General features: G+C 72.1%; 21 protein-coding genes. 12 read left to right on the forward strand and 9 right to left on the reverse strand.

What is annotated here, in order from left to right; translation table 11 throughout:
- Positions 1-31 precede the first annotated feature (31 nt).
- Positions 32-490 (forward strand): PPOX class F420-dependent oxidoreductase, encoded by a 459-nt coding sequence (locus tag FDM97_RS14450; protein ID WP_137990816.1) that lies wholly within the window; start codon positions 32-34, stop codon positions 488-490.
- Here the strand turns inward: FDM97_RS14450 and pdxR are convergent.
- Positions 487-1,926 carry a MocR-like pyridoxine biosynthesis transcription factor PdxR gene (pdxR, locus tag FDM97_RS14455; RefSeq protein WP_254705587.1) on the reverse strand — a complete coding sequence of 480 codons (1,440 nt, stop codon included), beginning with the start codon at positions 1,924-1,926 and terminating at the stop codon, positions 487-489. The two genes, FDM97_RS14450 and pdxR, sit on opposite strands and share 4 nt — an antisense overlap.
- A 132-nt stretch (positions 1,927-2,058) precedes the next feature.
- On the opposite strand from pdxR, the gene FDM97_RS14460 reads away from it, so the two are divergent.
- Positions 2,059-3,309, forward strand: coding sequence for a monodechloroaminopyrrolnitrin synthase PrnB family protein (locus FDM97_RS14460; RefSeq protein WP_137990818.1), 1,251 nt, complete (start codon positions 2,059-2,061; stop codon positions 3,307-3,309).
- A 99-nt stretch (positions 3,310-3,408) separates the two neighbouring features.
- Here the strand turns inward: FDM97_RS14460 and FDM97_RS14465 are convergent, their stop codons facing one another.
- The 3 genes from FDM97_RS14465 to FDM97_RS14475 form a co-directional block, all read right to left on the reverse strand.
- Positions 3,409-5,280 carry a cellulase family glycosylhydrolase gene (locus FDM97_RS14465; RefSeq protein ID WP_432816212.1) on the reverse strand — a complete coding sequence of 624 codons (1,872 nt, stop codon included), beginning with the start codon at positions 5,278-5,280 and terminating at the stop codon, positions 3,409-3,411.
- Positions 5,281-5,365: 85 nt separating this feature from the next.
- Positions 5,366-6,985, reverse strand: a complete 1,620-nt coding sequence (locus tag FDM97_RS14470) for an MFS transporter (protein ID WP_137990820.1) — start codon at positions 6,983-6,985, stop codon at positions 5,366-5,368.
- A 115-nt stretch (positions 6,986-7,100) separates the two neighbouring features.
- The gene (locus FDM97_RS14475; RefSeq protein WP_137990821.1) at positions 7,101-7,490 is read right to left on the reverse strand and encodes a hypothetical protein; all 390 of its coding nucleotides are present in this window, start codon (positions 7,488-7,490) and stop codon (positions 7,101-7,103) included.
- A gap of 244 nt (positions 7,491-7,734) precedes the next feature.
- Between FDM97_RS14475 and hemG the strand changes: the two genes are divergently transcribed.
- Complete coding sequence (gene hemG / locus FDM97_RS14480; RefSeq protein WP_137990822.1) at positions 7,735-9,129, forward strand: protoporphyrinogen oxidase; 1,395 nt, start codon at positions 7,735-7,737, stop codon at positions 9,127-9,129.
- A 54-nt stretch (positions 9,130-9,183) separates the two neighbouring features.
- Here hemG and FDM97_RS14485 read toward each other — a convergent pair whose 3' ends face one another.
- The gene (locus FDM97_RS14485; protein ID WP_254705588.1) at positions 9,184-9,621 is read right to left on the reverse strand and encodes a pyridoxamine 5'-phosphate oxidase family protein; all 438 of its coding nucleotides are present in this window, start codon (positions 9,619-9,621) and stop codon (positions 9,184-9,186) included.
- Positions 9,622-9,807: 186 nt separating this feature from the next.
- Here FDM97_RS14485 and FDM97_RS14490 point away from each other — a divergent pair, with 186 nt between their 5' ends.
- From FDM97_RS14490 to FDM97_RS14520, 7 genes are all read left to right on the forward strand, one after another.
- Positions 9,808-10,359, forward strand: a complete 552-nt coding sequence (locus FDM97_RS14490) for a TIR domain-containing protein (RefSeq protein WP_137990824.1) — start codon at positions 9,808-9,810, stop codon at positions 10,357-10,359.
- Positions 10,340-10,990 carry a vitamin K epoxide reductase family protein gene (locus FDM97_RS14495; RefSeq protein WP_137990825.1) on the forward strand — a complete coding sequence of 217 codons (651 nt, stop codon included), beginning with the start codon at positions 10,340-10,342 and terminating at the stop codon, positions 10,988-10,990. Before FDM97_RS14490 ends, FDM97_RS14495 begins: the two co-directional genes overlap by 20 nt.
- A gap of 23 nt (positions 10,991-11,013) precedes the next feature.
- Positions 11,014-11,319 carry a hypothetical protein gene (locus FDM97_RS14500; RefSeq protein ID WP_137990826.1) on the forward strand — a complete coding sequence of 102 codons (306 nt, stop codon included), beginning with the start codon at positions 11,014-11,016 and terminating at the stop codon, positions 11,317-11,319.
- A complete protein-coding gene (locus FDM97_RS14505; protein ID WP_137990827.1) occupies positions 11,313-12,011 on the forward strand; it encodes a response regulator in 699 nt (232 codons plus the stop codon). The genes FDM97_RS14500 and FDM97_RS14505 overlap by 7 nt, the downstream gene beginning before the upstream one ends.
- 309 nt (positions 12,012-12,320) lie before the next feature.
- Positions 12,321-14,024 carry an aa3-type cytochrome oxidase subunit I gene (gene ctaD / locus FDM97_RS14510; protein ID WP_137994820.1) on the forward strand — a complete coding sequence of 568 codons (1,704 nt, stop codon included), beginning with the start codon at positions 12,321-12,323 and terminating at the stop codon, positions 14,022-14,024.
- Positions 14,021-14,629 carry a hypothetical protein gene (locus FDM97_RS35790; protein ID WP_175439121.1) on the forward strand — a complete coding sequence of 203 codons (609 nt, stop codon included), beginning with the start codon at positions 14,021-14,023 and terminating at the stop codon, positions 14,627-14,629. The genes ctaD and FDM97_RS35790 overlap by 4 nt, the downstream gene beginning before the upstream one ends.
- 34 nt (positions 14,630-14,663) lie before the next feature.
- Positions 14,664-15,596: an NAD(P)-dependent oxidoreductase gene (locus FDM97_RS14520; RefSeq protein ID WP_432816213.1), complete on the forward strand. Its 933-nt coding sequence runs from the start codon at positions 14,664-14,666 to the stop codon at positions 15,594-15,596.
- A gap of 33 nt (positions 15,597-15,629) precedes the next feature.
- Here the strand turns inward: FDM97_RS14520 and FDM97_RS14525 are convergent, their stop codons facing one another.
- Positions 15,630-16,061, reverse strand: coding sequence for a hypothetical protein (locus tag FDM97_RS14525; RefSeq protein WP_254705589.1), 432 nt, complete (start codon positions 16,059-16,061; stop codon positions 15,630-15,632).
- 111 nt (positions 16,062-16,172) lie between these two features.
- A complete protein-coding gene (locus tag FDM97_RS14530) occupies positions 16,173-16,487 on the reverse strand; it encodes a hypothetical protein (protein ID WP_137990830.1) in 315 nt (104 codons plus the stop codon).
- A 479-nt stretch (positions 16,488-16,966) separates the two neighbouring features.
- Between FDM97_RS14530 and FDM97_RS14535 the strand changes: the two genes are divergently transcribed.
- Both FDM97_RS14535 and FDM97_RS14540 read left to right on the forward strand, forming a co-directional pair.
- Entirely contained in the window at positions 16,967-18,430 is a 1,464-nt protein-coding gene (locus FDM97_RS14535; protein ID WP_137994821.1) for a SulP family inorganic anion transporter, read from the forward strand.
- A 33-nt stretch (positions 18,431-18,463) separates the two neighbouring features.
- A complete protein-coding gene (locus tag FDM97_RS14540) occupies positions 18,464-19,273 on the forward strand; it encodes a hypothetical protein (RefSeq protein WP_137990831.1) in 810 nt (269 codons plus the stop codon).
- Between the two features lie 764 nt (positions 19,274-20,037).
- Here the strand turns inward: FDM97_RS14540 and FDM97_RS14545 are convergent.
- Both FDM97_RS14545 and FDM97_RS14550 read right to left on the reverse strand, forming a co-directional pair.
- Entirely contained in the window at positions 20,038-22,851 is a 2,814-nt protein-coding gene (locus tag FDM97_RS14545; protein WP_137990832.1) for a DUF5682 family protein, read from the reverse strand.
- Entirely contained in the window at positions 22,848-23,969 is a 1,122-nt protein-coding gene (locus FDM97_RS14550) for an ATP-binding protein (protein WP_137994822.1), read from the reverse strand. Before FDM97_RS14550 ends, FDM97_RS14545 begins: the two co-directional genes overlap by 4 nt.
- Position 23,970: the final 1 nt, after the last annotated feature.

The raw sequence follows: 23,970 nt of genomic DNA on the forward strand, positions 1-23,970 counted from the left end.
TACCCAGGCACACAGGGAAGTTGATCGCGTCATGACTCAAGGTCCCGCACCCCGTGCCCTGTCCGACGAAGCGCTCTCCGATCTGCTGCGCGGGCAGCGGTTCGGCACGCTCGCCACCAACAAGCGCAGTGGTCACCCTCATCTGACCACCATGCTCTACAGCTGGGACCCCGAGGCCCGCATCGTGCGGTTCTCCACCACGGCGGACCGCATCAAGGTGACGCACCTGCGGCGGGACCCGCGTGCCGCCGTCCACGTACAGGGCGGTGACGTGTGGTCCTTCGCCGTCGCCGAGGGAACGGCAGAGGTCTCCGAGGCCACCGCCGTACCGGGTGACGCGGTCGGGCGAGAACTGCTCGCGATGATCCCGGAGGCCGCGAAGCCGGACGACGAGGAAGCGTTCCTGAAGCAGCAGGTGGCCGAGCGCCGGGTGGTCGTCCGGCTCGCCGTGAACCGGCTGTACGGCACGGCGCTCGACGTCGAGGGCTAAGGGCGCGCCGCCTGAATGGTCCGGCGCGCCGCCTGGACGGTCCGGGCGATGCGGTGCGCGGCTTCACGGAGCCGGTCGGCCGGGTGCGCGGCGTAACCGAGCACGAGCCCCGGTGGGCCCGGGTTTCCGCGGTGCCAGGAGAGCGGGTGGGTCAGCACGCCGGCCCGCAGCAGGCGCTCCGAGAGATCCGTGTCCGCGACCTTCCCGGTCAACTCCGGGAAGACGACCAGGAGATGCAGTCCCGCCGCGATGCCCTGGACGTGCACAGAGGGGAGACGCGCGGTCAACGCGGTCAGCAGGGCGTCGCGCCGTGCGCGGTAGCGGCCGCGGGTGAGCCGCAGGTGCCGGTCGAGGTCGCCGTGGGAGATCAGCCGGGCGAGGACGAGTTGCGGGAGGATCGGCGACCCGAGATCACTCGCGTGTTTCGCGGCGACCAGCTCGTCCCGCAGGGAGCGCGGAGCGATCAGCCAGCCCAGCCGCATGGCGGGAGCCAGGGTCTTGGAGATGCTGCCGGTGTGGACCACGCGCTCGGGAGCGGACGCCTGGAGTGCGGGGACCGGTGAGCGGTCGTAGCGGTGCTCGGCGTCGTAGTCGTCCTCGACGACCAGGCCGCCCTCGTTCGCCCAGGCCAGCAGCGCGCGGCGGCGCTGCGGGGCCAGGACGACACCCGTGGGGAACTGATGGGCCGGCGTGACCAGAGCCGTACGCAGACCGCTGCGGACCAACTCCTCCACCACCAGGCCCTGTTCATCGACCGGCACGGCCACCGGTTGCATGCCCCAGTGGGCCAGCGCATCCTGGGCTCCACGAGAACCCGGGTCCTCCACGGCGATCCGCGCGCCGCCCGCGGCCCGCAGGGTCTGGGCGACGAGCGCGAGGGACTGGGCGACTCCGCCCACGACGATGATGTCCTCGGGTTCCGCGCGGACCCCGCGCACCCGACCGAGCCAACTCGCCAGCTCCTGGCGCAACGTGAGCGACCCACGAGGATCGCCGTACGCGAACTCCGCCGCCGGCGCCCGACCGAGGACCGCTCGCTCGGCACGCCACCAGGCGGAGCGCGGGAAGCCGGAGAGGTCCGGCAGCCCGGGGGAGAGGTCGATGTCCACCGGAGGTTCGGGCCGCGCGAGGGGCAGGCGCGGTACGGAATCACCGTACGGTGTGAGGCGGGCGGCGGGTGGATGCGCGCCCTCGGGCGGCGGAGAAACGCCCCCGGGGAGCGGAGTCCGTGCGATCTCCGCCGTCACCCGGGTGCCCGCGCCCGGGCGCCCACTCACGAGCCCCTCCTCGGCCAGGCGCCGGTAGGCCTCCACCACGACGCCTCGCGACACCTTCAGATCGTCCGCGAGCACGCGGCTCGCGGGCAGGTACACGCCCGACGTCAGACGCCCGTCGGCGACGGCGTCGCGCACCGCGTCCACCAGCCAGGTGGTCAACCCTCCTGGCGGTGCGGACGGGCGCCGCAGCTGAAGGAAATCGGATCCTCGGCCGCTCTGATTGGTCCGGTTCACAAGGCACCCAATGGTACTGGCGACCGGACCATCCCGGCGGTCGGATGGTTGCGTACCTTGCTCACGACCGATGCCGCGGAGGCCTGCGGGATGAACAACGCCCTGGACGACTTCGACCGATGGATCAGGACCGACTTCGTCGCCCTCAACACGCGGTTGGAGGAGGCCTACTTCGCGGCCGGGACGCACATCCTCCGAGGCGTCACGGAACTCGAAGAACTCAAGGAGAAGCTCGCCCGGGAAGGCGCGGAACGTGTCCGCCGGATCGCGGTCGCGGGCGCGGTCGCGGGCGCGGACGCGGGCGCTGAGGGGGGCGGCCGTGCGGTTCCGGGGGATCCGCACGCCCGGTACGAGCTCCTCGGGTCCGTCGGGCTCTATCTCGGCGCCTGCCGCCGCCACGAGATCGACGGTCCGCAGTCCTCGGCCTGGCCCCTCGCGAGCTCCCTCGCCGCCTCGCTCGGCGTGGCCCCCCGGTTCGTCTTCGCCCATCAGGCGCTGTTCAACCAGGCGATCGGCGACAGGTTCCGCACGTTCACCCTGCTCGACGACGAGCGGGACTTCATCGTCTACAACGGGCTGTCCGTCCTGGCGTACCAGCGCACGGCGGCCGCGCTGCGGCGCATCCCGACGCTCGGGGTGTCCAGCCCCCTGGCCGCGTTTCTGCTCCGGGAGGCGCACGCGGGGCTCGACGACGTCATGGACTTCGGCAGGACGCTGAGCAAGAACCTCGGTGTCGACCGGTTCTTCCTCACCATCCGGCCGTACTTCAAGCCGTACCGCGTGGGAGGAGCGGAGTATCGGGGCGCGAACGCCGGTGACTTCGCGGCGATCAACGAGATCGACGTCCTGCTCGGCCTCTGCTCACCGAACGACCCCTTCTACCAAGGGGTGTTGACGGAGAAGTACCCGTACGTGCCGCCGGAGGACCAGGCCGTGCTGCGCGCCACGGTCCTGGTCGAACCCCTGCTCGCCGCCTTCCTCCGGGAGACGGCGAGGGGTCCGGTCACCGCCCAACTGCGGGAGAACGCGGAGCTGTTCCTCGCTGTCTGCCGTCGGCACGGGGCCGTGTCCGCCTTCCACCATCATCGACTGGTGGCGCCCTTCCTTCAGGTCCCCGCCGCGCGCGCCCCGCAGGAGGAGCATGCCGATCTGACGGCGAGCGGGCCGCCGCTCGACGTGGTCGTGGCGCATCTGGCCCGCCTCGTCGACCTGCGGTCGGCCAAGCCGCGATGCGGCGCCTTCGGGGCGCGATCCTCGCTCGACAGACTGCGGGAGGCGCTCGCGCGAGCGGGGACGACCCTCACGTGAGGGCCGTCACGTGAGGGCCGTCACGTGAGGGCCCCGAGCGTCACGCCGGTACGCCGGTAGCAGCGCAGCGCATCGCGACGCCGAAGGGACAGGCAGAGGTCAGCGGTGGGCGGCGGCCCAGGCGGTCAGTTCGGTCCGAGCGGCGTCGAGCAGCTGGGGATCGGGGGCCGTCGCACCGTTGGTGACCAGGGCGAAGTGCGGGGCGTCCGCACCCGGGGCGGTGAGCAGGAGCCGGCGGCTGCCCGTGCCGCCCGGCTCGGGCGTCACCGCGATGGGGGTGTCCCGGGTGTACGGGGGCGGTCCGTGGACCGTGCCGAGGTCGGAGACGACGGTGGTCGCGGCGGTGGCGAAGGACGCCGGCAGGTGCAGTTCGGTGGGGGCGGAGCCGCCGTCCGAGCGCCACAGCAGGAGACCGTACTGGCCGGAGCCGACCAGCCTGGCGACATGGGGCAGGCCGGCGGGGACGGGATTCCAGGTCAGGGTGGTGGAGCCGTCGCGCGAGCGGTCCTCGTAGGTGAAGGCGACCGTGCGGCCGGCGGTGGCGCTGGGGTAGAGCCGGTCGAGCAGGCGGGCGTCCTGGCGCAGGACGGCCCGGCCGGAGTCGTCGAGCCGGACGCCGGAGAAGTCCTCGTCGTTCCAGGCGTCGCCCTCGGTGCGTACCTTGTCCGGGTTGCCGTTCATCAGCTCGTGGTGGCGGCCGCTGTAGATGTCCCACTGCCACTGGGTGGAGGACAGGACGGGACCCGAGCCCGTGGGGTCGGACCACCAACGGGCCCCGGGCACACGGGAGTCCAGCGCCTGGTACATCGCCTTGTCGACGGTGGGGGCCTTGTCGGAGGTGGACCCCGACAGCGGGTGGCCGAACTCGCTGACGACGGCGGCCGTACCGGTCGCGGCGGCCCGGTCGCGCACGGTGCCGAAGTCGCCGGTGTACTGGCCGTCGCCCGCCTTGCCCCACATGAAGATCCCGGAGATCGCCTTCTGGTCGTAGAAGTGGGTGTTGAAGACATAGCGCGGGCCGAGTGTCCCCGCGTCGAGGAAGCCGCCCTCCTGCCTCTGGAACGACAGGTTGGCGTTCCAGAAGAGCCCCGGCTCCACGAAGGCGGGCTTGGCCCGCCACCCCGCCGCGTCCATGCGGGCGCGGAACTTCTCGTAGAAGGGCCAGAGCACGTCCCGTTCCCAACTCCTGTTGTTCTGGCCGGAGTCGTACGTTCCCGCGTACGGCTCGTTGTACGGGTCGAAGCCGGCGACGCCCGCGAACTGGGCCGGGGTGAGGTGCTCGGCGAGGTACGCCATGGTGGTCTGGGCGGTGGCGAGGAAGGCGTCCTGTACGCCGTGGGCGTTGTGCCAGAAGTCGTAGGTCGCCCGCGTCACGGCCGTGTTCTGCTGGATGTTCTGGCCCCAGAACAGACACACCCCGCACGACTCCCGGGGGTACCCGCCCGCCTCGACGGCCCACCCGGGTGCTCCGTCGCCGGTGTACCAGCTGCCCTCGTGGAACAGATACCGGGAGTAGAGATCCTGGTGGAAGTCGGGGAACACCCGGACACCCGCGTCGAGGAAGGCCCGGATCTGCTCGGTCGCGGCGGCAAGATAGGCGCGGTCGACCTGACCGCGTACGGGCTCGGCGGACGCCCAGGAGAGCAGGAAGCGCACGGTGTTGCCGCCACCCAGGCTCCGCAGCGCGGCGGCCGACGTCCTGGCGTCGGCGGCGGAGGCGAAGGGCAGTCCGTCGTTCTCCGCCAGCTTGGTCTCGCCGGAGACGTTGTATCCGCGCAGCACCACCTCACGGCCGAGCCCGTCGGTGAACCGCCCGCCCTCGACGGTGAGGACGGCCGCGGCCGGTCCGTCGAACCAGAGGGCGTCGGCCGGTTGGCCGGCCGACGCCGTGGGGGTGCCTGCCTGGGTGAGGAGAGAGACCAGCAGCACGAGGATTGCGACCACACGCTCCCGCGAATTTGGCATGCTCATCACATTCCCTGCGGGAAATGTGCGTGTCAACACGCGAGCCGACTATTCCTGACTGCCCGTCACTTTTCGTTGAGAGGCCGCGCCCCTAGGCCTGGCCGGGCGAGCGGGGCTGCGTCGTGGGGATGCGCGAGGTGAAGAACAGGGCGAGGACGGCGGTGAAGGCGAGCACGGCGAGGGCGGCGCGCAGGCCGTCGATCCGTGCCGTGGCGTTCGCGTCGAGTGCGGCCTCGGTGATCTCGGGCGCCGTGCCCGCCTCGTCGAGGGCGGTCTGGAGCTGGGCGTCGGAGAGGAAGGGTACGCCGCCTTCGAGCCTGACGGACGCCTGGGCGCTGACCTCGGCCGGGATCGCGGGGTTCTGCTGGACGGTGGCGAGGAACGAGGTCGTCAGAGAGGCGATCAGGATCGATCCCGCGAGCGCGGTGCCGATCGAGGCGCCGAGATTGGTCACGGCGTTCTGGAGACCGCCTACGTCCGCAGTCTGCCGGTCGGATACGGCGGAGACGGTGACCGCGCCGAGCTGCGAGGCCAGGGCGCCGACGCCCAGGCCGATGAGGAGCAGCGGGACGGTGACGATCTCCGCTCCGGCGTCGGCGTCCAGAGCGGCCATCAGGACCACCGAGCCGGCGAGCAGCGCGAGGATCCCCAGCCGGACCACCCGCCGCGGTGAGATGTCGGGGAACAGGCGCGGGATCAGGACCGCCGCGGCGAGCAGGGCCAGCGAGAGCGGAAGAAGGCGTGCGCCGGTCGCCATCGCGGACAGCCCGAGAGCGACGGACAGGTACAGCGGTACGACGAAGAACACGCCCATCTGCACCAGGTACTGGAAGAAGAACATCGTCAGCCCACCGGTGAGCTGCCGGTTCTCCAGCAGGGCCGGGGGCACGAGCGGCTCCCCGCCGCTCTTCGCGACGTGGGCCTGCCAGCGGAGGAAGAGCCAGATGAGGAACAGGCCCGCCAGCATCAGCCACAGCACCGGCGAGATCCCGAGCCAGGACGGCGCGTCCGGCTTGGGGCGGAACCAGCCCCACGCACCCGAGCGGAGCACGCCGAACACGAACACCCCGAGCCCCAGGGCCGACAGCACGGCGCCGACGAGGTCGATACGGGCGTGACCGCCGGTGGGCGCGTCGGCGATGCGGCGCGCGAGGAGCAGGATGCCGAGGACGATGACGACCTCGCCGACGAAGACCCAGCGCCAGGAGAAGTACGTCGTCGCGACACCGCCGACGAGCGGGCCGACGGCCACCGCGACGGCGCTCGCGGCGGCGACGAGTCCATAGGCGGCGGGCCTGCGTTCCGCGGCGAAGTTGCCGGCCACGAGCCCCACGATCGCGGGCAGGATGAGGGCCGCTCCCACTCCCTCGAGAAAGGACCAGCCCAGCAACAGCACAGGCAGGTTCGGGGCGAGCGCCGTCGTCAGCGATCCGCAGCCGTAGATCGCGCAGCCGATCATGAAGGCGCGCTTGCGGCCGATGAGGACGCCCACCTTCCCCCCGGGGATCATGAACATGGCCATCACGAGGGTGTAGGCGGTGATCGCGCCCTGGATGCCGGTCACGGTCGTTCCCACGTCGTCGGCGACCGTCGCGATCGAGACGTTCATGACGGAGCTGTCGAGCGCCATCAGGAACTGCCCCGACGCGAGGGTCGGCAGGACGAGCCGTGCGGTCGCGGGCTCTCCTGAGGCGTCTGCGCTGGGTGTCATGGCCGCATCCTCGCAACGGATTCGAGGACCGGCCCTCGACCCGCAAGGGGACCGGAGGAAGGTTGCGCCGATCGCCTGACGGGCCGGCCGGGGGCCGATTGTCACGCGCTCCCGGTCACAGGAAGCCGACGCTGCTGGGCGGGGCGTAGACGTGGCGGGCGCGGTGTTCGTCGCCCTGGCGGACGGCGGTGTCGGCGCGCGGGCCGGGCTCCTTCGCGCGGGCGATGCGCTCCTGGTGGTAGGTACAGGTGTCGCACGAGGAGGACCAGTCGGGCAGGTGGGTGACGTGCTCGGCGGCCATGTGCTCGCCGAGGACCATCTGGCGGGTGACGCTGCTGTCGAAGGGGTCCCAGTCGATGCCCCGTTCCCCGGTGAGCCGGGCCTCCGCCACCTCGTCCAGGACCCGTCGCATCGTCCGGTACAGGTCCGTGCACCGGTCGCACTCCCACATCCACGCCGGAGGCAGCGGCCACTCGTGCTCGGGGCTGATCTCGTCCGCGCTCATGCCGGCGACGATAGTTCGCGCCCCGCCGGCCACGGGCGGCGATGCGGGAATTCGTGGGGGCGTGCGGGGGCGCGCGGGAGTGGGACAAGGACGACCGGAGACCGGGATGGGGCCGTTCGGCCCTGTGTGCCGGAGCGGGCGGGGCGTTGACTGCCTGCGGGTCCACAGCCCTCCGACGCTCCCGAACCGAACCGAACCGCGCCGGAGGCGGCCCGCCGGTTTTCACCACGCGAAGGGCGAGCACATGGATGGTCGGGCGACACCGGAACACGTCATCGTCGTCGGAGGGGGCATCTCCGGTCTCGCGGCCGCCCACCGGCTCGCCGAGGCAGGTGTCCGCGTGACACTCCTGGAGGCCTCCGCGCGGCTCGGCGGCAAGCTCCTCGCGGGAGAGATCGCCGGGGTGCCCGTCGACCTCGGCGCGGAGGCGCTGTTCGCGCTGCGCCCCGAGGCGGTCGAGCTGGCCCGGGCCGTCGGTCTGGGGGAGTGCCTCGAACCGGCCGTGACCACCTCCGCGAACGTGTGGAGCCGCGGCGCGCTCCACTCGATGCCCCGCGGGCACATCATGGGCGTACCGGGAGAGCCGGCGGCCCTCGCGGGCCTGATCTCCCCCGAGGGCATCGCCCGCGTGGAACAGGACCGCACCCTGCCCCGTACCGCCGTCGACGACGATGTCGCGATCGGCGCGTACGTGGCCGAGCGGTACGGCAGAGAGGTCGTCGACCGGCTCCTGGAGCCCCTCCTCGACGGCGTGTACGCCGGGGACGCGTACCAGATCTCGATGCGCGCGACCGTTCCCGCGCTCTTCGAGGCGGCCAGGAGCCACGCCTCCCTCCTCGACGCCGTCGCCTCGCTGCGCCGGGCCTCCTCCGAGGGCGCCCCGGCCGGCCCGGTCTTCATGTCGATCCGCGGCGGCATCGGACGCCTTCCGGGCGCGGTCGCCGACGCCGTACGCGCCCGCGGCGGCCGGATCCTCCTCGACAGCCCGGCCCTCTCGCTCGACCGCGCGGACGGCGCCTGGCGGATCCGTACGGCCGACCGCTCCCTGACGGCGGACCGCGTCGTCATCGCGGCGCCGGCGCGGTCCGCCGCCGGGCTCCTCGCGGCCGAGGTACCGGCCGCGGCCGCCGAGCTGGCACGGGTCGAGTACGCCTCGCCCGCGCTCGTGACCCTGGCCTTCCGCCGCGCGGACCTGCCCGTCCTGCCCGGCGGCAGCGGCTTTCTCGTACCGCCCGTGGACGGGCGCACCATCAAGGCCGCGACCCTGCTCACGCACAAGTGGCGGTGGCTGCGCGAGTCGGTGCCGCAGCTGTTCGTGCTGCGTGCCTCGATCGGGCGGTACGGCGACGAGCAGGCCCTGCACCTCGACGACGCGGACCTCGTCGAGGCCGCGCGGCGCGACCTGGGCGCCGCCCTGGGCCTGACCGCGGCGCCCGTGGCGGCGAAGGTCAGCCGCTGGCAGGACGGACTTCCCCAGTACGTGGTCGGGCACACCGCGCGGGTCGCACGGATGCGGGACGCGGTCGCGAAGCTGCCGGGGATACGGCTGTGCGGCGCGGCGTACGACGGTGTGGGCATCGCGAACTGCGTCGCGAGCGGACAGCGGGCCGCCGACGAGACGATGGCCACCGCCGCGTGACGGTGGCGGCGGCGGTGGTAGCGGCGGTGGCGGTGGCGGTGGCGGCGAGCGGGATCAGTCGGCCGGGACCAGGCGGATGCCCGTGATCAGGTCGGGGCGGATCCGTACGACCTGATCCGCCTGCCGGTCCGTCCACGGCTGGATCAACGTGCGATAGCGGGCCACTTCCTGAGGATCCGTCACAAGACCGCAGTAGCCCGTGACCACGACGCTCCAGCCCACGCGGGCGACGCTGTCGATGTCGTCGGCCTCGTACGCGACCACGACACCCCGCGCGCCGCCCTCCTGCGCCCGCAGGGTCAGCGCCGCTCCCTCGTGCGTACGGATGACGATGTCGCCGTCGTCCACGACGTGGTTGACGGGACGCACCGCCGGCAGCGCGCTGCGGGTGAAGACGATCCGGCCGAGGGGCACCCCGGCGAGGAGCCGCAGGGCCTCGTCGCCGTCCAGCTCGACGGTGCGCCGCCGACCGTCGTCACCTGCGTCTTTCACGATGCCCTTTCTGTGGGCCGAGGGGGTGGGGGAGGGGCCGTATCGGCTCCGACCACCCCAGTACAGGTCAACCGGGCGGCGACAGGGAAGGGCCGTTCGGCCCCTGTCGGGGGATCGACGGGATCAGTTCACTGTGACGACGGACGACAGCGATGAGCGCCGCAGGGCGAGGAAGCGAGCGGGTGGATGATCACGGCGGTGGGGCACGGCGACCTGACCCCGGAGACCCTGAGAGCGGTCGAGCGCGAGCTGACGGCGCGACTGGAGCGGATCGAGGACCCGGCGCCCGGTCTCGTACGCACCGGGGCGGGGCCCGCGGCGGCCTTCGGGCGGGCCGTGCGCGCGACCGGGCGGCGGCTCGTCGTCCTCCTGCCCGCCCAGGGCTCCGTACCGGCGCCGCTCGTGCCGGCGGACGTCGAGCCGACCAGGGAGCTGCTCGCCCTCGCGCAGGAGGTGCGTCTGATGGCCTACGAGCCCGGAGACCGGCACTCCCGCATCACCGCCGACGAGGCGCTGATCTCCGCGTCGGCCCGGCTTCTGGCCGTGTGGGACGGCTCCCCGTCCGACGGGCGGGACGCCACCGCGCACCTGGTCGCCTACGCCCGTGCGCGCGGGATCCCGGTCGAGGTCGTGTGGCCGGTCGGAGCGGCCCGCGGCGCGATACGGCAGCGGACAAGCCCGGACCCGCGCCCCGCACCCACGACCCAGGAAGACCTCGATGACCAGCCTGCTGTCTGACCCCGCCCACGCCCCGGCCGCCCCGACCGCCCCGCCCGCCGGCGACCGCACCACAGGAGCGTCGCGCGGCTTCGCGTGGCTCCTGGTGATCACCGGAGCGCTCGGCGTCCTCGCCTCCTTCGTGATCACGCTCGACAAGATCCGCCTCCTGGCGGAACCCGACTTCGTGCCGTCCTGCAACCTCAGCCCCGTGCTGTCCTGCACGAACGTGATGCGCAGCGAGCAGGCCTCGGTGTTCGGGTTCCCCAACCCGGTGCTCGGCCTCGTCACGTACGCGGTCGTCGTCGCGATCGGCGCCGGCGTGCTGGCCGGGGCCCGCTACCGCCGCTGGTTCTGGCTCGGGCTGAACCTCGGCACGCTCTTCGGCGTGGGCTTCTGCATGTGGCTGATGACCCAGGCGCTGTACGAGATCGGAGCCCTGTGCCTGTGGTGCTGCCTGGCCTGGGCCGCGACGATCCTCATGTTCTGGTACACGACCGCGCACAACCTGGAGCACGGGATTCTCCGCGCGCCCCGGGCCGTGGTCTCGGGCGTCGCGGAGTTCCGCTGGGTCGTTCCGGCCGTCTGGTGCGCGAGCGTCCTGCTGCTCATCGCGACCCGCTGGTGGCCGTACTGGCGGAGCCTGCTGTGACACCCCTGGAGACGGAAACCGCTGTGAACCCCCGTCGTTCTCGTCCCGTCGCCCGCGCGGCCCTCGTGCTGTGTCTGCTCGCGACCAGCGCCGCCGTCGTGTCGTTCGCACGCGGCTCTTGGAGCGGAGTCGCCTGGGTGCTCGTGGCGGGCTTCTGCTCCAACGTGGCCTGGTACTGCGCCCGCGGGACGGCTGCCGCGGCACCCGGCACCACGCCCCGCACCACGCCCGGCACCACGCCCGGCACCGCGCCCGGCACGGCACCCGGCACCGCGCCCGGGTGTGCGCGGAACGAAGGCTGCGGAAGCTGCGCGGGGCCGGCATGCTGACGTCGTCCGAGTCCGTGCGCGTCTTCCTGCTCGACGACCACGAGGTCGTCCGCAGGGGGGTGCGCGATCTGCTGGAGTCCGAACCCGGGATCGTCGTGGTCGGTGAGGCGGCGACCGCCCGTGAGGCGCTCGCCCGGGCGCCCGCCGCGCGCCCCGATGTCGCCGTCCTCGACGTACGGCTCGGCGCCGGGAGCGGCGGTGACCACGAGGGTGTCGAGGTGTGCCGGGAACTGCGGGCGCGGATGCCGGAGTTGGCGTGCCTGATGCTCACGTCCTTCGACGACGACGAGGCCCTCTTCGACGCCATCATGGCCGGCGCCGCCGGATACGTGCTCAAGCAGATCGGCGGATCGGATCTGGTGGCCGCGGTCCGTGCGGTGGCCACCGGGAAGTCGCTGATCGACCCGCGTCTGACGAGCCGTGTGATGGCCCGTATCCGCGGCCCCGAGCCCACGGGCGCGGCGGCCGCCGGGCCCGCGGAGCTGGACCGGCTCTCGCCCCGGGAGCGCGAGATCCTCGACCTGATCGGGCTCGGGCTGACGAACCGGCAGATCGCCGAACGCCTCTTCCTCGCCGAGAAGACGGTGAAGAACCGGGTGTCGTCCATCCTCGGCAAGCTCGGAGTCGGACGCCGGGTCCAGGCGGCGATGATCGCCGAGCGGCTGCGCGAGCCGCAGCGGCACCACCGCTGACACGGCCGTAACGGCACCACCGCTGACACGGCCGCAGCGGCACCACCGTTGACACGGCGGTGCCGCTCAGTGCCCCGATGCCCGGGGCCGTTCGGCCCGACGGCCCCTTGACCCCAGGGCTGTTCGGCCCTGTCGGCGCACACCGGTCTCCGGCGATCGTGTGTCGGCGGCCGGGAAGCGCGCCGCTGAATCCCCCGTACGCGGAGCTTCCCGGTCCGTCGGCAACAGAACGGAAGTGGAGGTCGCCGTCCGGTGGACGAGGCACGCAGGACTCAGACGAAGAGCGAGGAGCCGGGACAGCGGCTCGCGATACCGGCCACCGGCCCGGACGGCCCGGCGCGGCCGTCTCCTTCGGCCCGGCCCTCGTGGGTGTCGTGGCTGACGACCACCGACCACAAGCAGATCGGGACGCTCTATCTCGTCTCCGCGCTCTTCTTCTTCGTCATCGGTGGTGTCATGGCCCTGATGATGCGGGCGGAACTGGCGCGCCCCGGCACGCAGATCATGTCGAACGAGCAGTTCAACCAGGCGTTCACGATGCACGGTTCGATCATGCTGCTGCTCTTCGCGATGCCGCTCTTCACGGGCTTCGCGAACTGGATCATGCCGCTCCAGATCGGCGCCCCCGACGTGGCGTTCCCGCGCCTGAACATGCTGGCGTACTGGCTGTACCTCTTCGGTTCGCTGATCGCGGCGAGCGGCTTCCTCACCCCGGGCGGTGCGGCGGACTTCGGCTGGTTCCTCTACGCGCCGCTCTCCGACGCCATCCACTCGCCCGGCCTGGGCGCCGACCTGTGGATCATGGGCGTCGCCCTGTCCGGCTTCGGCTCCATCGCGGGCGCGGTCAACTTCATCACCACGATCATCTGCATGCGCGCTCCGGGCATGACGATGTTCCGGATGCCGATCTTCACCTGGAACGTCCTGCTGACGTCGCTACTCGTGCTGATGGTCTTCCCGGTCCTCGCGGCCGCGCTCTTCGCGCTCGAATGCGACCGTAAGTTCGGCTCGCACGTCTTCGACCCGGCCAACGGCGGTGCCCTGCTGTGGCAGCACCTCTTCTGGTTCTTCGGCCACCCCGAGGTGTACATCCTGGCCCTGCCGTTCTTCGGCATCATCTCCGAGGTCATCCCGGTCTTCAGCCGCAAGCCGATGTTCGGTTACATCGGTCTGGTGGCCGCGACGATCGCGATCGCGGGTCTGTCCGTGACGGTGTGGGCGCACCACATGTACGTCACCGGTGGTGTGCTGCTGCCGTTCTTCTCCTTCATGACGTTCCTCATCGCCGTACCGACCGGTGTGAAGTTCTTCAACTGGATCGGAACGATGTGGAAGGGCTCGTTGTCCTTCGAGACACCGATGCTCTGGGCCGTCGGCTTCCTGGTCACGTTCACCTTCGGTGGTCTGACCGGCGTCATCCTGGCCTCGCCGCCGATGGACTTCCACGTCTCCGACTCGTACTTCGTCGTCGCGCACTTCCACTACACGCTGTTCGGGACGGTCGTGTACGCGATGTTCGCCGGGTTCCACTTCTGGTGGCCGAAGTTCACCGGCAAGATGCTCGACGAACGGCTCGGCAAGATCACCTTCTGGACCCTCACGGTGGGCTTCCACGCCACGTTCCTGGTGCAGCACTGGCTCGGTGCCGAGGGCATGCCCCGCCGGTACGCCGACTACCTCGCCGCCGACGGCTTCACGGCCCTCAACACCCTTTCCACCATCGGGTCGTTCCTGCTCGGTCTGTCGTTCCTGCCGTTCTTCTACAACATCTGGAAGACCGCCAGGTACGGCGAGAAGGTGGAGACCGACGACCCGTGGGGGTACGGCCGTTCGCTGGAGTGGGCGACGTCCTGCCCGCCGCCGCGGCACAACTTCCTCTCCCTGCCGAAGATCCGCTCCGAGTCCCCGGCGTTCGACCTGCACCACCCCGAGATCACCGCGATCGAGGCGGCGGACGCACGCGAGGCGGATGCACGCGAGGCGGGCGCACGCGAGGCGGCGGACCACCGATGACGGCGACCGTCCCCGCCCTCGGGCTCGGCGCCGTGACCGCCGCCGGCTACGTCTGGTACGCCCCCGCCCTCGTCGACCTCCGGGCGGGGGCGGACCGCCCGGCCTCACGACGCCTCGCGGCACTGGCCTGTGTGACCGGGTGGGCCGGGGCGGCCCTGGCCGGTCTCCTGCTGCTCGTCGGCGCGCCGGGGTGGGTCCTGTACGGCGCCGTCGTCGCCGCGGGCGTGGCATGCGCCGTCCTGCGCGTACGGGCGGCCGCCCGCCACAGGAAGGAGGAGCGGGACACGGCCGCGTGCTGGAGCGCGCTGGGATCCCCCGTACCGCGACGGGCGACGGCCCGGCCGCAGGACGTCTTCGCGAAATGGGCCGGTGCGGGGCTTCTCACCGCCCTCGCCGTCGCGGCGCCGCTCCTCACCTGGGGCAGGGCGTACGGCGTCGGCGGCACCACCTGCGTGGCGGTGCCCGTGATTCTCGCGGGGCTCGCCCTGCTCACGGCCCGGCTGCGGGCGATCCCCCGTGCGGCGGCGGCGCGCGAGCGCGGGCGGCTCCGCGGCCGACTCCGCGCCCGACACCCGGACACACAGCGGTCGCTACGGGAATCCTGACGCCGCGTGCGCCTACCGTCGAAGGGGTCGCCGGGTGGCGACGGCACGCACAGCCCCCGAGCAGGAAGACGACGTCATGACCGACAAGCTCACCGTGAGTGTCCTGGGCACCGGCATCATGGGGGCCGCGATGGCCCGCAACCTCGCCCGCGCGGGGCACGACGTCCGGGCCTGGAACCGCACCCGCGCCAAGGCCGAGCCCCTGTCCGCCGGCGGCGTGCACATCGCCGAGAGTCCCGCGGAGGCGGTACGGGACGCGGACGTCGTCCTCACCGTGCTCCACGACGCGGCCGCCGCGCTGGACGTCATGCGGCAGGCCGCCCCCGCCCTGAGGCCCGGTACCGCCTGGGTGCAGTCGACGACCGCCGGTGTCGAGGGCATCGGGAAGCTGGCCGACCTCGCCCGCGAGCACGAGCTGGTCTTCTTCGACACCCCGGTACTCGGCACGCGGGAGCCCGCCGAGGCAGGGCAGCTGCTGGTCCTCGCGGCGGGCCCGGCCGAGAGCCGGAACAAGGTCGCCCCGGTCCTCGAGGCGGTGGGCGCCCGCACGGTGTGGACGGGCGAGGACGGCGCCGCCGGCAGCGCCACGCGCCTCAAACTCGTGGCCAACAGCTGGGTCCTCGCCGCCACCAACGCGGCGGGGGAGCTCGTGGCCCTGGCGGAGGCCCTCGGGGTGGACCCGCGCGCCTTCTTCGAGCTCATCGCCGGAGGGCCGCTCGACATGGGATACCTGCGGCTCAAGGCCGGTCTCGTCCTCGACGGACGCACGTCCCCCGCCAGCTTCGCCGTGGCCACCGCCGCCAAGGACGCGCGGCTGATCGTCGAGGCCGCCCGGCAGCACGGCATCCGCCTCGACGTCGCCGCCGCGGGCGCCGAACGTCTCGCCCGGGCCGCCGCCCAGGGACACGGCGACGAGGACATGGCGGCCGCGTACTTCGCCAGCTTCGAGGAGTCGTCCTCCGCCTGAGGCCCTCGACCCGATCCCGTACGCCGCCCTCCCTCAGCCCGTCACGTCCCGGCGCCAGTCGTCACGGAGCGTCGTGTCGTCGAACGAGGCCTCTTCGTCGGGCGGCGGTCCGAGCGGCTCCGGTTGCACATGGGCGTCCGCCCCGAGGAGGGGCGCGCCGTGCCGCTCCGAGCGGTGCGAGGATCGGTCGATGATCTTCAGACGGGGGGTGTGCGCGGCTCCGGGAGGGGTGGGAATCGTCCGACGGGCCACGATGCGGCCCACCCAGCGCCGGCCGCACCGGGGGCACGGCGGTGCGCCGGCCGGCGTATAGGGCGAGGCGACGGGAACGCCGTCCCGGTAGACGTACTCCCAGTCGTCGCCCACCTCGTCGCGGTAGTGCTGGATGTCGTAGTCGGCGCTCCACTCCAGCCAGCACCGGCCACAGGCGAACTCCACACGCTCCACCGCCAGCTCGGTCAGCATCGTGGCCACCTCCATCCCGCGAGAGGGGCTGCCGCGGAGGGCTCGCGCCCTCCTTTCAGTATCGCCGGATCCGCCCCACCCGGCGGGACGCAGGATCGCCTGAGCGACCGGTCAGTCGGTCTCGCGTGCGATGTCGAGGGCGAGCGCCTGAAGAATGGCGTCCGTCGGCGTCTCGGGATCGGTCTGGTCGTACGCGTTCGCGACCGTCTCGAACGCCAGGAGGAAGCCGTTGATCAGGGCGCTCAGCGGGTCGGAGAGCTGGCCGAGCACCGCGAGCCCGACCTCGCGCGCGTCGTCGGTGTCGGGGACCACGAACTGCGTCGGGATCACCTCGCCGAGCAGGTCGGAGACGTAGTCCGCGCCCACGCCGGCGCGCAGGGCGGTGAGTGCCGCGATCGCCTTGAGCTTGATCTCGTTCTCGGTCATGCGGCGAGCGTAGAAGCACGCGGAGGCCCGCGGACAGGACGCGCGGCCGACAGAGGCGTCCAGGGCCGACGCGGCCGGCACGTCATCGACTTGATCGAACGCGGCATCCGACCCGCGGCCACCCGCCGGTCCGGTCCGGGCCCCGCGATAGGCTTGTCGCCGGCGAGGGCGGCTCGACGCGGCCCGCGCCGTCCCGTGTCGGGGCCGATGGCGCTCCCGGTGAAGATCCGATTCCCGTAGGAGAGCGCGTGCACGAGCCCATGACGCTCGGCGCCGCCGTCTGCCCGCCGTGAGTCCTCGCCCCTGACGCGACGTTCGCCGACGCGTGGACGGCTCCATGCGATGTGCCGGCCCGTCGACCGCCCCCCTGCCTTCCTGTACGCCCCGGCCTGTCGTAGGGGTGTGCCCGAGCACGACAGGTTCTTTCTCCCTTGCCTTCTGCTGCTTCCGCCGTGTCCCCGGCCGCGCGTCTGCGCGGCATGAAGCCCGACTGGCTGTCCGATCCGAAGGTCTGGCGTACCGAGGTGCTGGCCGGCCTGGTGGTCGCGCTCGCGCTGATTCCGGAGGCGATCTCGTTCTCGATCATCGCCGGGGTGGACCCCGCGCTGGGGCTCTTCGCCTCGTTCACGATGGCTGTGGTCATCTCGATCGTCGGGGGCCGCCGGGCGATGATCTCCGCGGCGACCGGCGCCGTCGCGCTGGTGATCGCGCCGCTCAACCGTGAGCACGGGCTGGGCTACCTGATCGCGGCCGTCATCCTGGCCGGTGTCTTCCAGGTGATCCTGGGCGCGCTGGGCGTGGCGAGGCTGATGCGGTTCATCCCGCGCTCGGTGATGGTCGGGTTCGTCAACTCCCTCGCCATCCTGATCTTCATGGCCCAGGTCCCCGAGATGCGGAACGTGCCCTGGGCCGTGTACCCGCTGATCGTCGGCGGGCTCGCCCTCATGGTGTTCTTCCCGAAGATCACCACCGTCATCCCCGCCCCGCTGGTCTCCATCGTGATCCTCACCGTGATCACGGTCGGCGCGGCCATCGCGGTGCCGACCGTGGGCGACAAGGGCGCCCTGCCGTCGTCGCTGCCGGTGCCGGGCCTGCCCGACGTGCCCTTCACGACGGAAACGCTGGTCACGATCGCCCCGTACGCCTTCGCGATGGCGCTGGTCGGCCTGATGGAGTCGCTGATGACGGCGAAGCTGGTCGACGAGATCACGGACACCCACTCGAACAAGACGCGCGAGTCCATCGGGCAGGGCATCGCGAACGTCGTCACCGGCTTCTTCGGCGGCATGGGCGGCTGCGCCATGATCGGCCAGACGATGATCAACGTGAAGGTGTCGGGCGCCCGTACCCGACTGTCGACCTTCCTCGCCGGCGCGTTCCTGATGGTGCTGTGTGTCGTCTTCGGTCCGGTCGTCTCCGACATCCCGATGGCCGCACTGGTCGCCGTCATGATCATGGTGTCGTTCGCGACCTTCGACTGGCACTCCGTCGCCCCGAAGACCCTCAGGCGGATGCCCGCCGGGGAGATCGCCGTCATGGTGATCACGGTGGTGGCCGTGATCGCCACGCACAACCTCGCCGTCGGCGTCGTCGTCGGCTCGGTCACCGCCATGGTGATCTTCGCCAAGCGCGTCGCCCACCTCGCCGAGGTCACCGCGGTCGTCGACCCAGACGGCACGACGGTCGTCTACCGGGTGACCGGTGAGCTGTTCTTCGCCTCCTCCAACGACCTCGTCGGCCAGTTCGACTACGCGGGCGACCCCGACAAGGTCGTCATCGACCTGAGCTCGGCCCACATCTGGGACGCCTCATCCGTCGCCGCCCTCGACGCGATCGAGACCAAGTACGCCCAGCGCGGCAAGACCGTCGAGATCACCGGCCTGAACGACCCCAGCGCCCGTCTCCACGGCAGACTCACCGGGGAACTCGCCGGCAGCCACTGAGCCTCCGGCGCAGGCTCGGCGGATAGTGGGGGAGTGGACGTCGAGCAGGTCACCGAGGAGTTGTACGGGCTGCGGCCCGACGAGTTCACCGCGGCCCGTGACGCGTATGTCGCCGCGGCGCGCAAGGAACAGGACGCAGGTGCGGCGAAGGCGATCGCCGCCCTGAGGCGCCCGACGACCGCGGCGTGGGCGTCGAATCTCTTCGTACGGGAACGGCGGGCGGACGTCGAGCGGCTGCTCGCGCTCGGCGAGACCCTGCGGGAGGCCCATCGCCTGCTCGATCCGGAGAAGATGCGGGAAGCGAGCGGGCAGCGGCACAAGGTGATCGCCGCGCTGACCCGGGAGGCGGCCGGCCTGGCCGAGCAGGCCGGACAGCCTGTGAGCGACACGGTCCTGCGCGAGGTCGAGCAGATCTTCCACGCGGTCCTCGCCGGCGCCGACGTGGCGAATGAATGGGCGCGGGGCACGCTCGTGAAGGCACCCGAAGCGGCGGTCGGCTTCGGTGTGGTCACCCCGGAGGCCGTACCCGCTCGCCCGACGCGGAAGGCGAAGGAGCCCCCGCCCCGAGAGCGACGTACGACAGCCGAGGAGGCTGAGGCCGCCGTCGCGGAGGCCGGCCGCCGCGACGAGGAGCTCCATCAGGCCGAGGGATCGCTTCGCGCGGCACAGGCCCGTGTCACCGAACGCGAGGAACAACTGCGCGCGGCGCAGCAGGCCCGGCGGGAAGCCCAGGCCGAGGCCGCCTCCGCCGACAAGGCGGTGAAGGCAGCCCGCCGTGCGGCCCAGAACGCCCACCGCGCCGCTGCCCGGGCCACACGGAGGCTCGAAGAGCGGGCCGACTGACACCGTGCGCCGCCGAGCGCCGACCGCGCCGGGACGTCCCGGCTGGGACGCGAGGCGCCTGCGCCTGGACCGACATCGTGCGGCGTCGGGCGGCCACCGCGCCGGGGTGTCCGTGTCCCGGCCGGGACGCGTGGACCGTCACGCGCGGCTTCGAGCGGCGGCCGCGTCGGCGGCGTGGTTGGGACGCGGGGCTGGCATCTGGACCGAGACCGTGCGGCGCTGAACGGCGACCCGCCAGGATGTCCCGGCCGGGACGCGTGAGGCGGCGTCGAGACCGACACGCGTGGCTTCGAGCGGCCGACCGCGCCGGGACGTCTCGGCCGGGACGCGTGAGGCGGCGTCGAGACCGACACACGCGCCCTCGAGCGGCGGCCCGCGCAAGCGGCGTGGTGGGGACGCGGAGCTGGCGCCTGGACTGACATCGTGCGACGCCGAGCGGCGACCGCGGCCGGGACGCGTGAGCCGGGGCTGGACCGACACCGTGCGGCGCCGGACGGACACCGCGCGAGGACGTCCTGGTCCGTACCCGGGCGTGAGGCGCGAGTCGGCGCCCCAGCCGTGGGGCCCGGGCGCGCTCGCCGGGGCACGGCAGTGGTCGGCGAGTGGCTCCCCGGGCGTCGGCGTCAGGTGGTGGTCAGCAGTGCCTCCAGCACCGCGCCGGGACGTCCCGGCTGGGACGCGTGTCGCCGGTGCCCCAGCCGTGGGCCCCGGCACGCTCGCCGGGACACCGCGGTGGTCGGCGAGTGGCTCCCAGGGCGTCGGCGTCAGGTGGTGGCCAGCAGTGCCTCCAGTGCCAGAGCCGTGGCCGGATGGCGGTCGGACAGTGACGCGCCTCGTGGGTCGGTGGCCGGCGCGTCCCACGTTCCCTCGCAGCCCAGCAGGCGCGCCACCGCGTCGCACGTCGCGGGATGTGCGGCGAGCAGGGCGGCGCCCGGGACGTCGGCCGTGTGCCGTGGGCGTGGCACCGTCACCGGCTCCGGTCGCGTTCGCCACGGCGGCACCCACGTGTCCAGCGTGTCGAGACGGCCGGGATGGATCCGTCCCGCCTCGCGGATGAGCAGTGGGGCCAGCTCGGCGCCGTCCGATCGCAGGGTCGTGATCAGGGTCGGCAGCCACGGCAGGAGCACCGGGTCGGGAAGCCGGCCGAAGGCGTTCGACACGGCTTCCACGACGAAGTCGGTGAGGCTCGGGACCGGCTCCAGGGCGTGGACGAAGCCGCTGAGGTAGCGCGGGTAGGCGGGCACCACCAAGGGGTTGCCCAGCAACTCGTCGCACTTCGAACGGAGTTCCGCCCGGGACAGGTGCCCGAGATGCGTCCGCGCCGCCCACAGCAGCGCCGTCTTCGACGCGTCCTCCGGATGCGACTGGGCGACCGCGAGCTCCAGTTGCGTCCGGTCGCAGCCCAGCGACAGCGCCAGGCTCTCCATGCTGAACAGGAAGCCCAGCATCGCCGCCACCTGGCGGACCGTCGCGTCCTCGTCGGTGAACGCCGTCGGCAGCAGCGTGCAGTAGTGCGCGTAACCGGCCTTGACGAAGGACTCGATCCACGGCGGCAGCACCGGCTCGCTCGTGCGGTAGTACGCGAGCAGCCGCCGCACCCGGCGCAGCACCTCCGGCGCGCCGTCGACACTGCGCTCGGCCGACAGCGCCTCCAGCGCGCGCGTGCCCAGTTCGTCGGCGAGCCGGCGGCTGCGCAGATACAGCGTCGCGTCCTCGACGGCTTCCAGGACGGTCGCCGCGGTGGCCTGCGCGTCGTACGCCGCGCGGCGCAGGCGCTGCTCCAGGACCTGCTCGATGCTGACGCCCTCGTAGCCGAGCTCGATGAGGGCGCGCTGGTGCGTGCCGAGCGCCACGTCCCACGACTCCTGGATCGGCCGCTCTCCCAGCTTCCGCTCGCCCATGATCGGCCGCGCGGCGCCGTGCGGCATCAGATACCGCAGCATCCACAGCACGTCGGAGCAGCGCTCCAGTTCCGGCTGGGACGTGATGTCCAGGAGAGCCCGCTGCACACCGCGCTGCTGGAGCTTCAGGCCCAGCGGCGCGAGCCGGTCGTGCACGTCGCGGGCCAGCGGCGGCAGCGCGTCGTAGCCGACCTGGCCGGTCCGGTCGCCGCCCATCATGATCTCCACGAGGCGGCGCACGTCGCGCCGGCCCGGGACGGCGTCCTTCTCGATGCAGGTGACGGCCGCGTCCTGGAAGTCGTACGGCGTCGGCCTGGCCCGGTCGCGCATCCCGGCCAGCAGGATCGAGGTCTCGAACACCGCGATGGCGTCGGCCGTGGAGGCGAGATAGCCGTTGCGGCGCGCGGCGCGGACGATCTCCACCGACCAGCCGAGCAGTTCCGCCTCGTCAAGCCTGTCGAGGACGGGCGGGCGCTGGAGGAAGCCGGTGAGCCGGTCCGAGGCCGGGATATCCGTCACCGGTACGGGAGCGGCCGCGGCCGCGGTCTTCCTGGGCCTCGGCTTCTTCGTGCCCGCCTGTCCCGCCAGCCGGAACGGCTCCACGCGCGTGCGCTTGAGGTTCTTCGCCCAGACCGTCGCGGCGATCGACACCGAGCCGGAGGCGAGGCCGAACTGCGCCTCGATCGCCGTGTGGCTGGACGGAATCAGACCGTGCTGCCAGGTGGTGGCGGTGCGCGGGCCGATCTCGAAGGTGTCGCTGCCGTGGACGCCGAACTCCGCGACCCGGCTGGCCGCGTGGAAGGCGCCGCAGACGTAGAGGCAGTCCGCCGGATCGGTATCGGTGGCGGCCAGGTGCTCGCGCATCCTGGTCCACATGTAGCGCTCGCGGTCCTCGTCCACCCGCACCCGGTCCGCGTCGCCGGGGGCCAGGCGCCGGAAGAGGCTGCCGATCAGGAACATGGCCTGGCGGTAGGTGTCGTGGTCGCTGTCGCCGAGAGGCAGCTCGACGTACTGGTGCCACCACTCCGACCAGTGCCGCACCTTGCCGTGGTGCAGCAGGTGCTCCTCCAGTTCCGCGAAACGCGGCCGCAGGTCGCCGATGTCCACGCCGACCGCGTCGCCGTGCAGCGCCGTCTCCTCCTCGGCCGCCGGCACATCCGGATCGGCTGCCGCGGCCGGCTCCCGGCGCCTGTCCCACTGGAAGACGTGGTCCGAGGAGCGGTCCACGAGGACGAGCTCCACCCCCGGGGTGTCCAGGGCGTAGGCGATCGCCTGGTACTCGGCCGACGCCTCGGTGATCGGCGCGACCACCGAGAGCGGCGCCCACTCCTCCGGGAAGCCGTCGAGCTTGGAGGCGAACGCCTGGACCGCGACCGGGAGCCGGCAGTTGCGCAGTTCCGTCAGGAGCGGCGCCATGTCCTCGCACAGCTCCAGGTACACGACCTTGGGCTGCTTCTCGCGCAGGCGGCGCGCCATCGCGACCGCCGACGCCGGCGAGTGGTGGCAGACGGGGAAGATCTCCAGCGGCTCGCGCACCGCTCGGTCGACGTCGTCGACGATGCCGAGGAGGATGCCCTCCAGGGCGTCGGGCCCGTCCGCGAACGTCGCCGCGGCTTCCTGGAGCTGGCCGCGGAGCGCGGTGAACGTCCCCTCCGTACGTCCCGTCGGGGCGCTCATGACAGGGTGGCGATCGCGTCGCGGCCGCCCTCCAGGAACTCCGGCCAGGACCCGCCCTCCTCCTTGCTGCGCGGCTCGACGACACCGTGCAGGTACTTGTTGAGAATGGCCAGGTCCTCGGGCTCGCGCCGGGTCAGCGAGCCGACGAGCGAGGAGGCCAGCGTGTGCGCGGTCAGCGCGCGCTCGCCGAAGAAGTTGCTGTGCAGGATCGCGTCCTCCAGCACACCGATCTGTTCGGCGGTGGACAGCGCGGACTCGAGCTTCTCGTCGTCGCTGCCGGCCGAGGCCGACGAGGCGCGCAGGTCGGCGAAGCTCTGCAGCAGCACGTCGAGGAGCGTCGGCGGCACGTCCAGCTCGATCTGGTGGCGGCGCAGCAGTTCCTCGGTGCGGAAGCGGACGATCTCCGCCTCGCTCTTCTTGTTCGTCACCACCGGGATGCGGACGAAGTTGAACCGGCGCTTGAGCGCCGACGACAGGTCGTTGACGCCCCGGTCGCGGCTGTTGGCGGTGGCGATGACCGAGAAGCCGGGCTTGGCGAAGACGATGTTCTCGCCGTTCTCGCTGTCAAGCTCGGGAACCGAGATGTACTTCTCGGAGAGAATGGAGATCAGCGCGTCCTGGACGTCGCTGGTGGAGCGGGTCAGCTCCTCGAAACGGCCGATCGTGCCGGTCTCCATCGCGGTCATGATCGGCGAGGGGATCATCGACTCCCGCGACTGTCCCTTGGCGATGACCATGGACACGTTCCAGGAGTACTTGATGTGGTCCTCGGTCGTGCCGGCCGTGCCCTGCACGACCTGCGTGGAGTTGCGGCAGATCGCGGCGGACAGCAGCTCCGCGAGCCAGCTCTTGCCGGTGCCGGGATCGCCGATGAGCAGCAGTCCGCGGTCGGAGGCCAGGGTGACGATCGAGCGCTCGACGAAGCTGCGGTCGCCGAACCACTTCTGTGAGATCTCCCGGTCCAGGCCGTCGGAGCGCTCGGAGCCCAGAATGAACAGGCGGACCATCTTCGGGGACAGACGCCAGGAGAACGGCTTGGGGCTGTCGTCGACGGACTCCAGCCAATCCAGCTCCTCGGCGTACTTGATCTCGGCGGGGGCGCGCAACAGGTCGGACATG

This window comes from Streptomyces vilmorinianum (assembly GCF_005517195.1).
GTDB classification, from domain to species: domain Bacteria; phylum Actinomycetota; class Actinomycetes; order Streptomycetales; family Streptomycetaceae; genus Streptomyces; species Streptomyces vilmorinianum.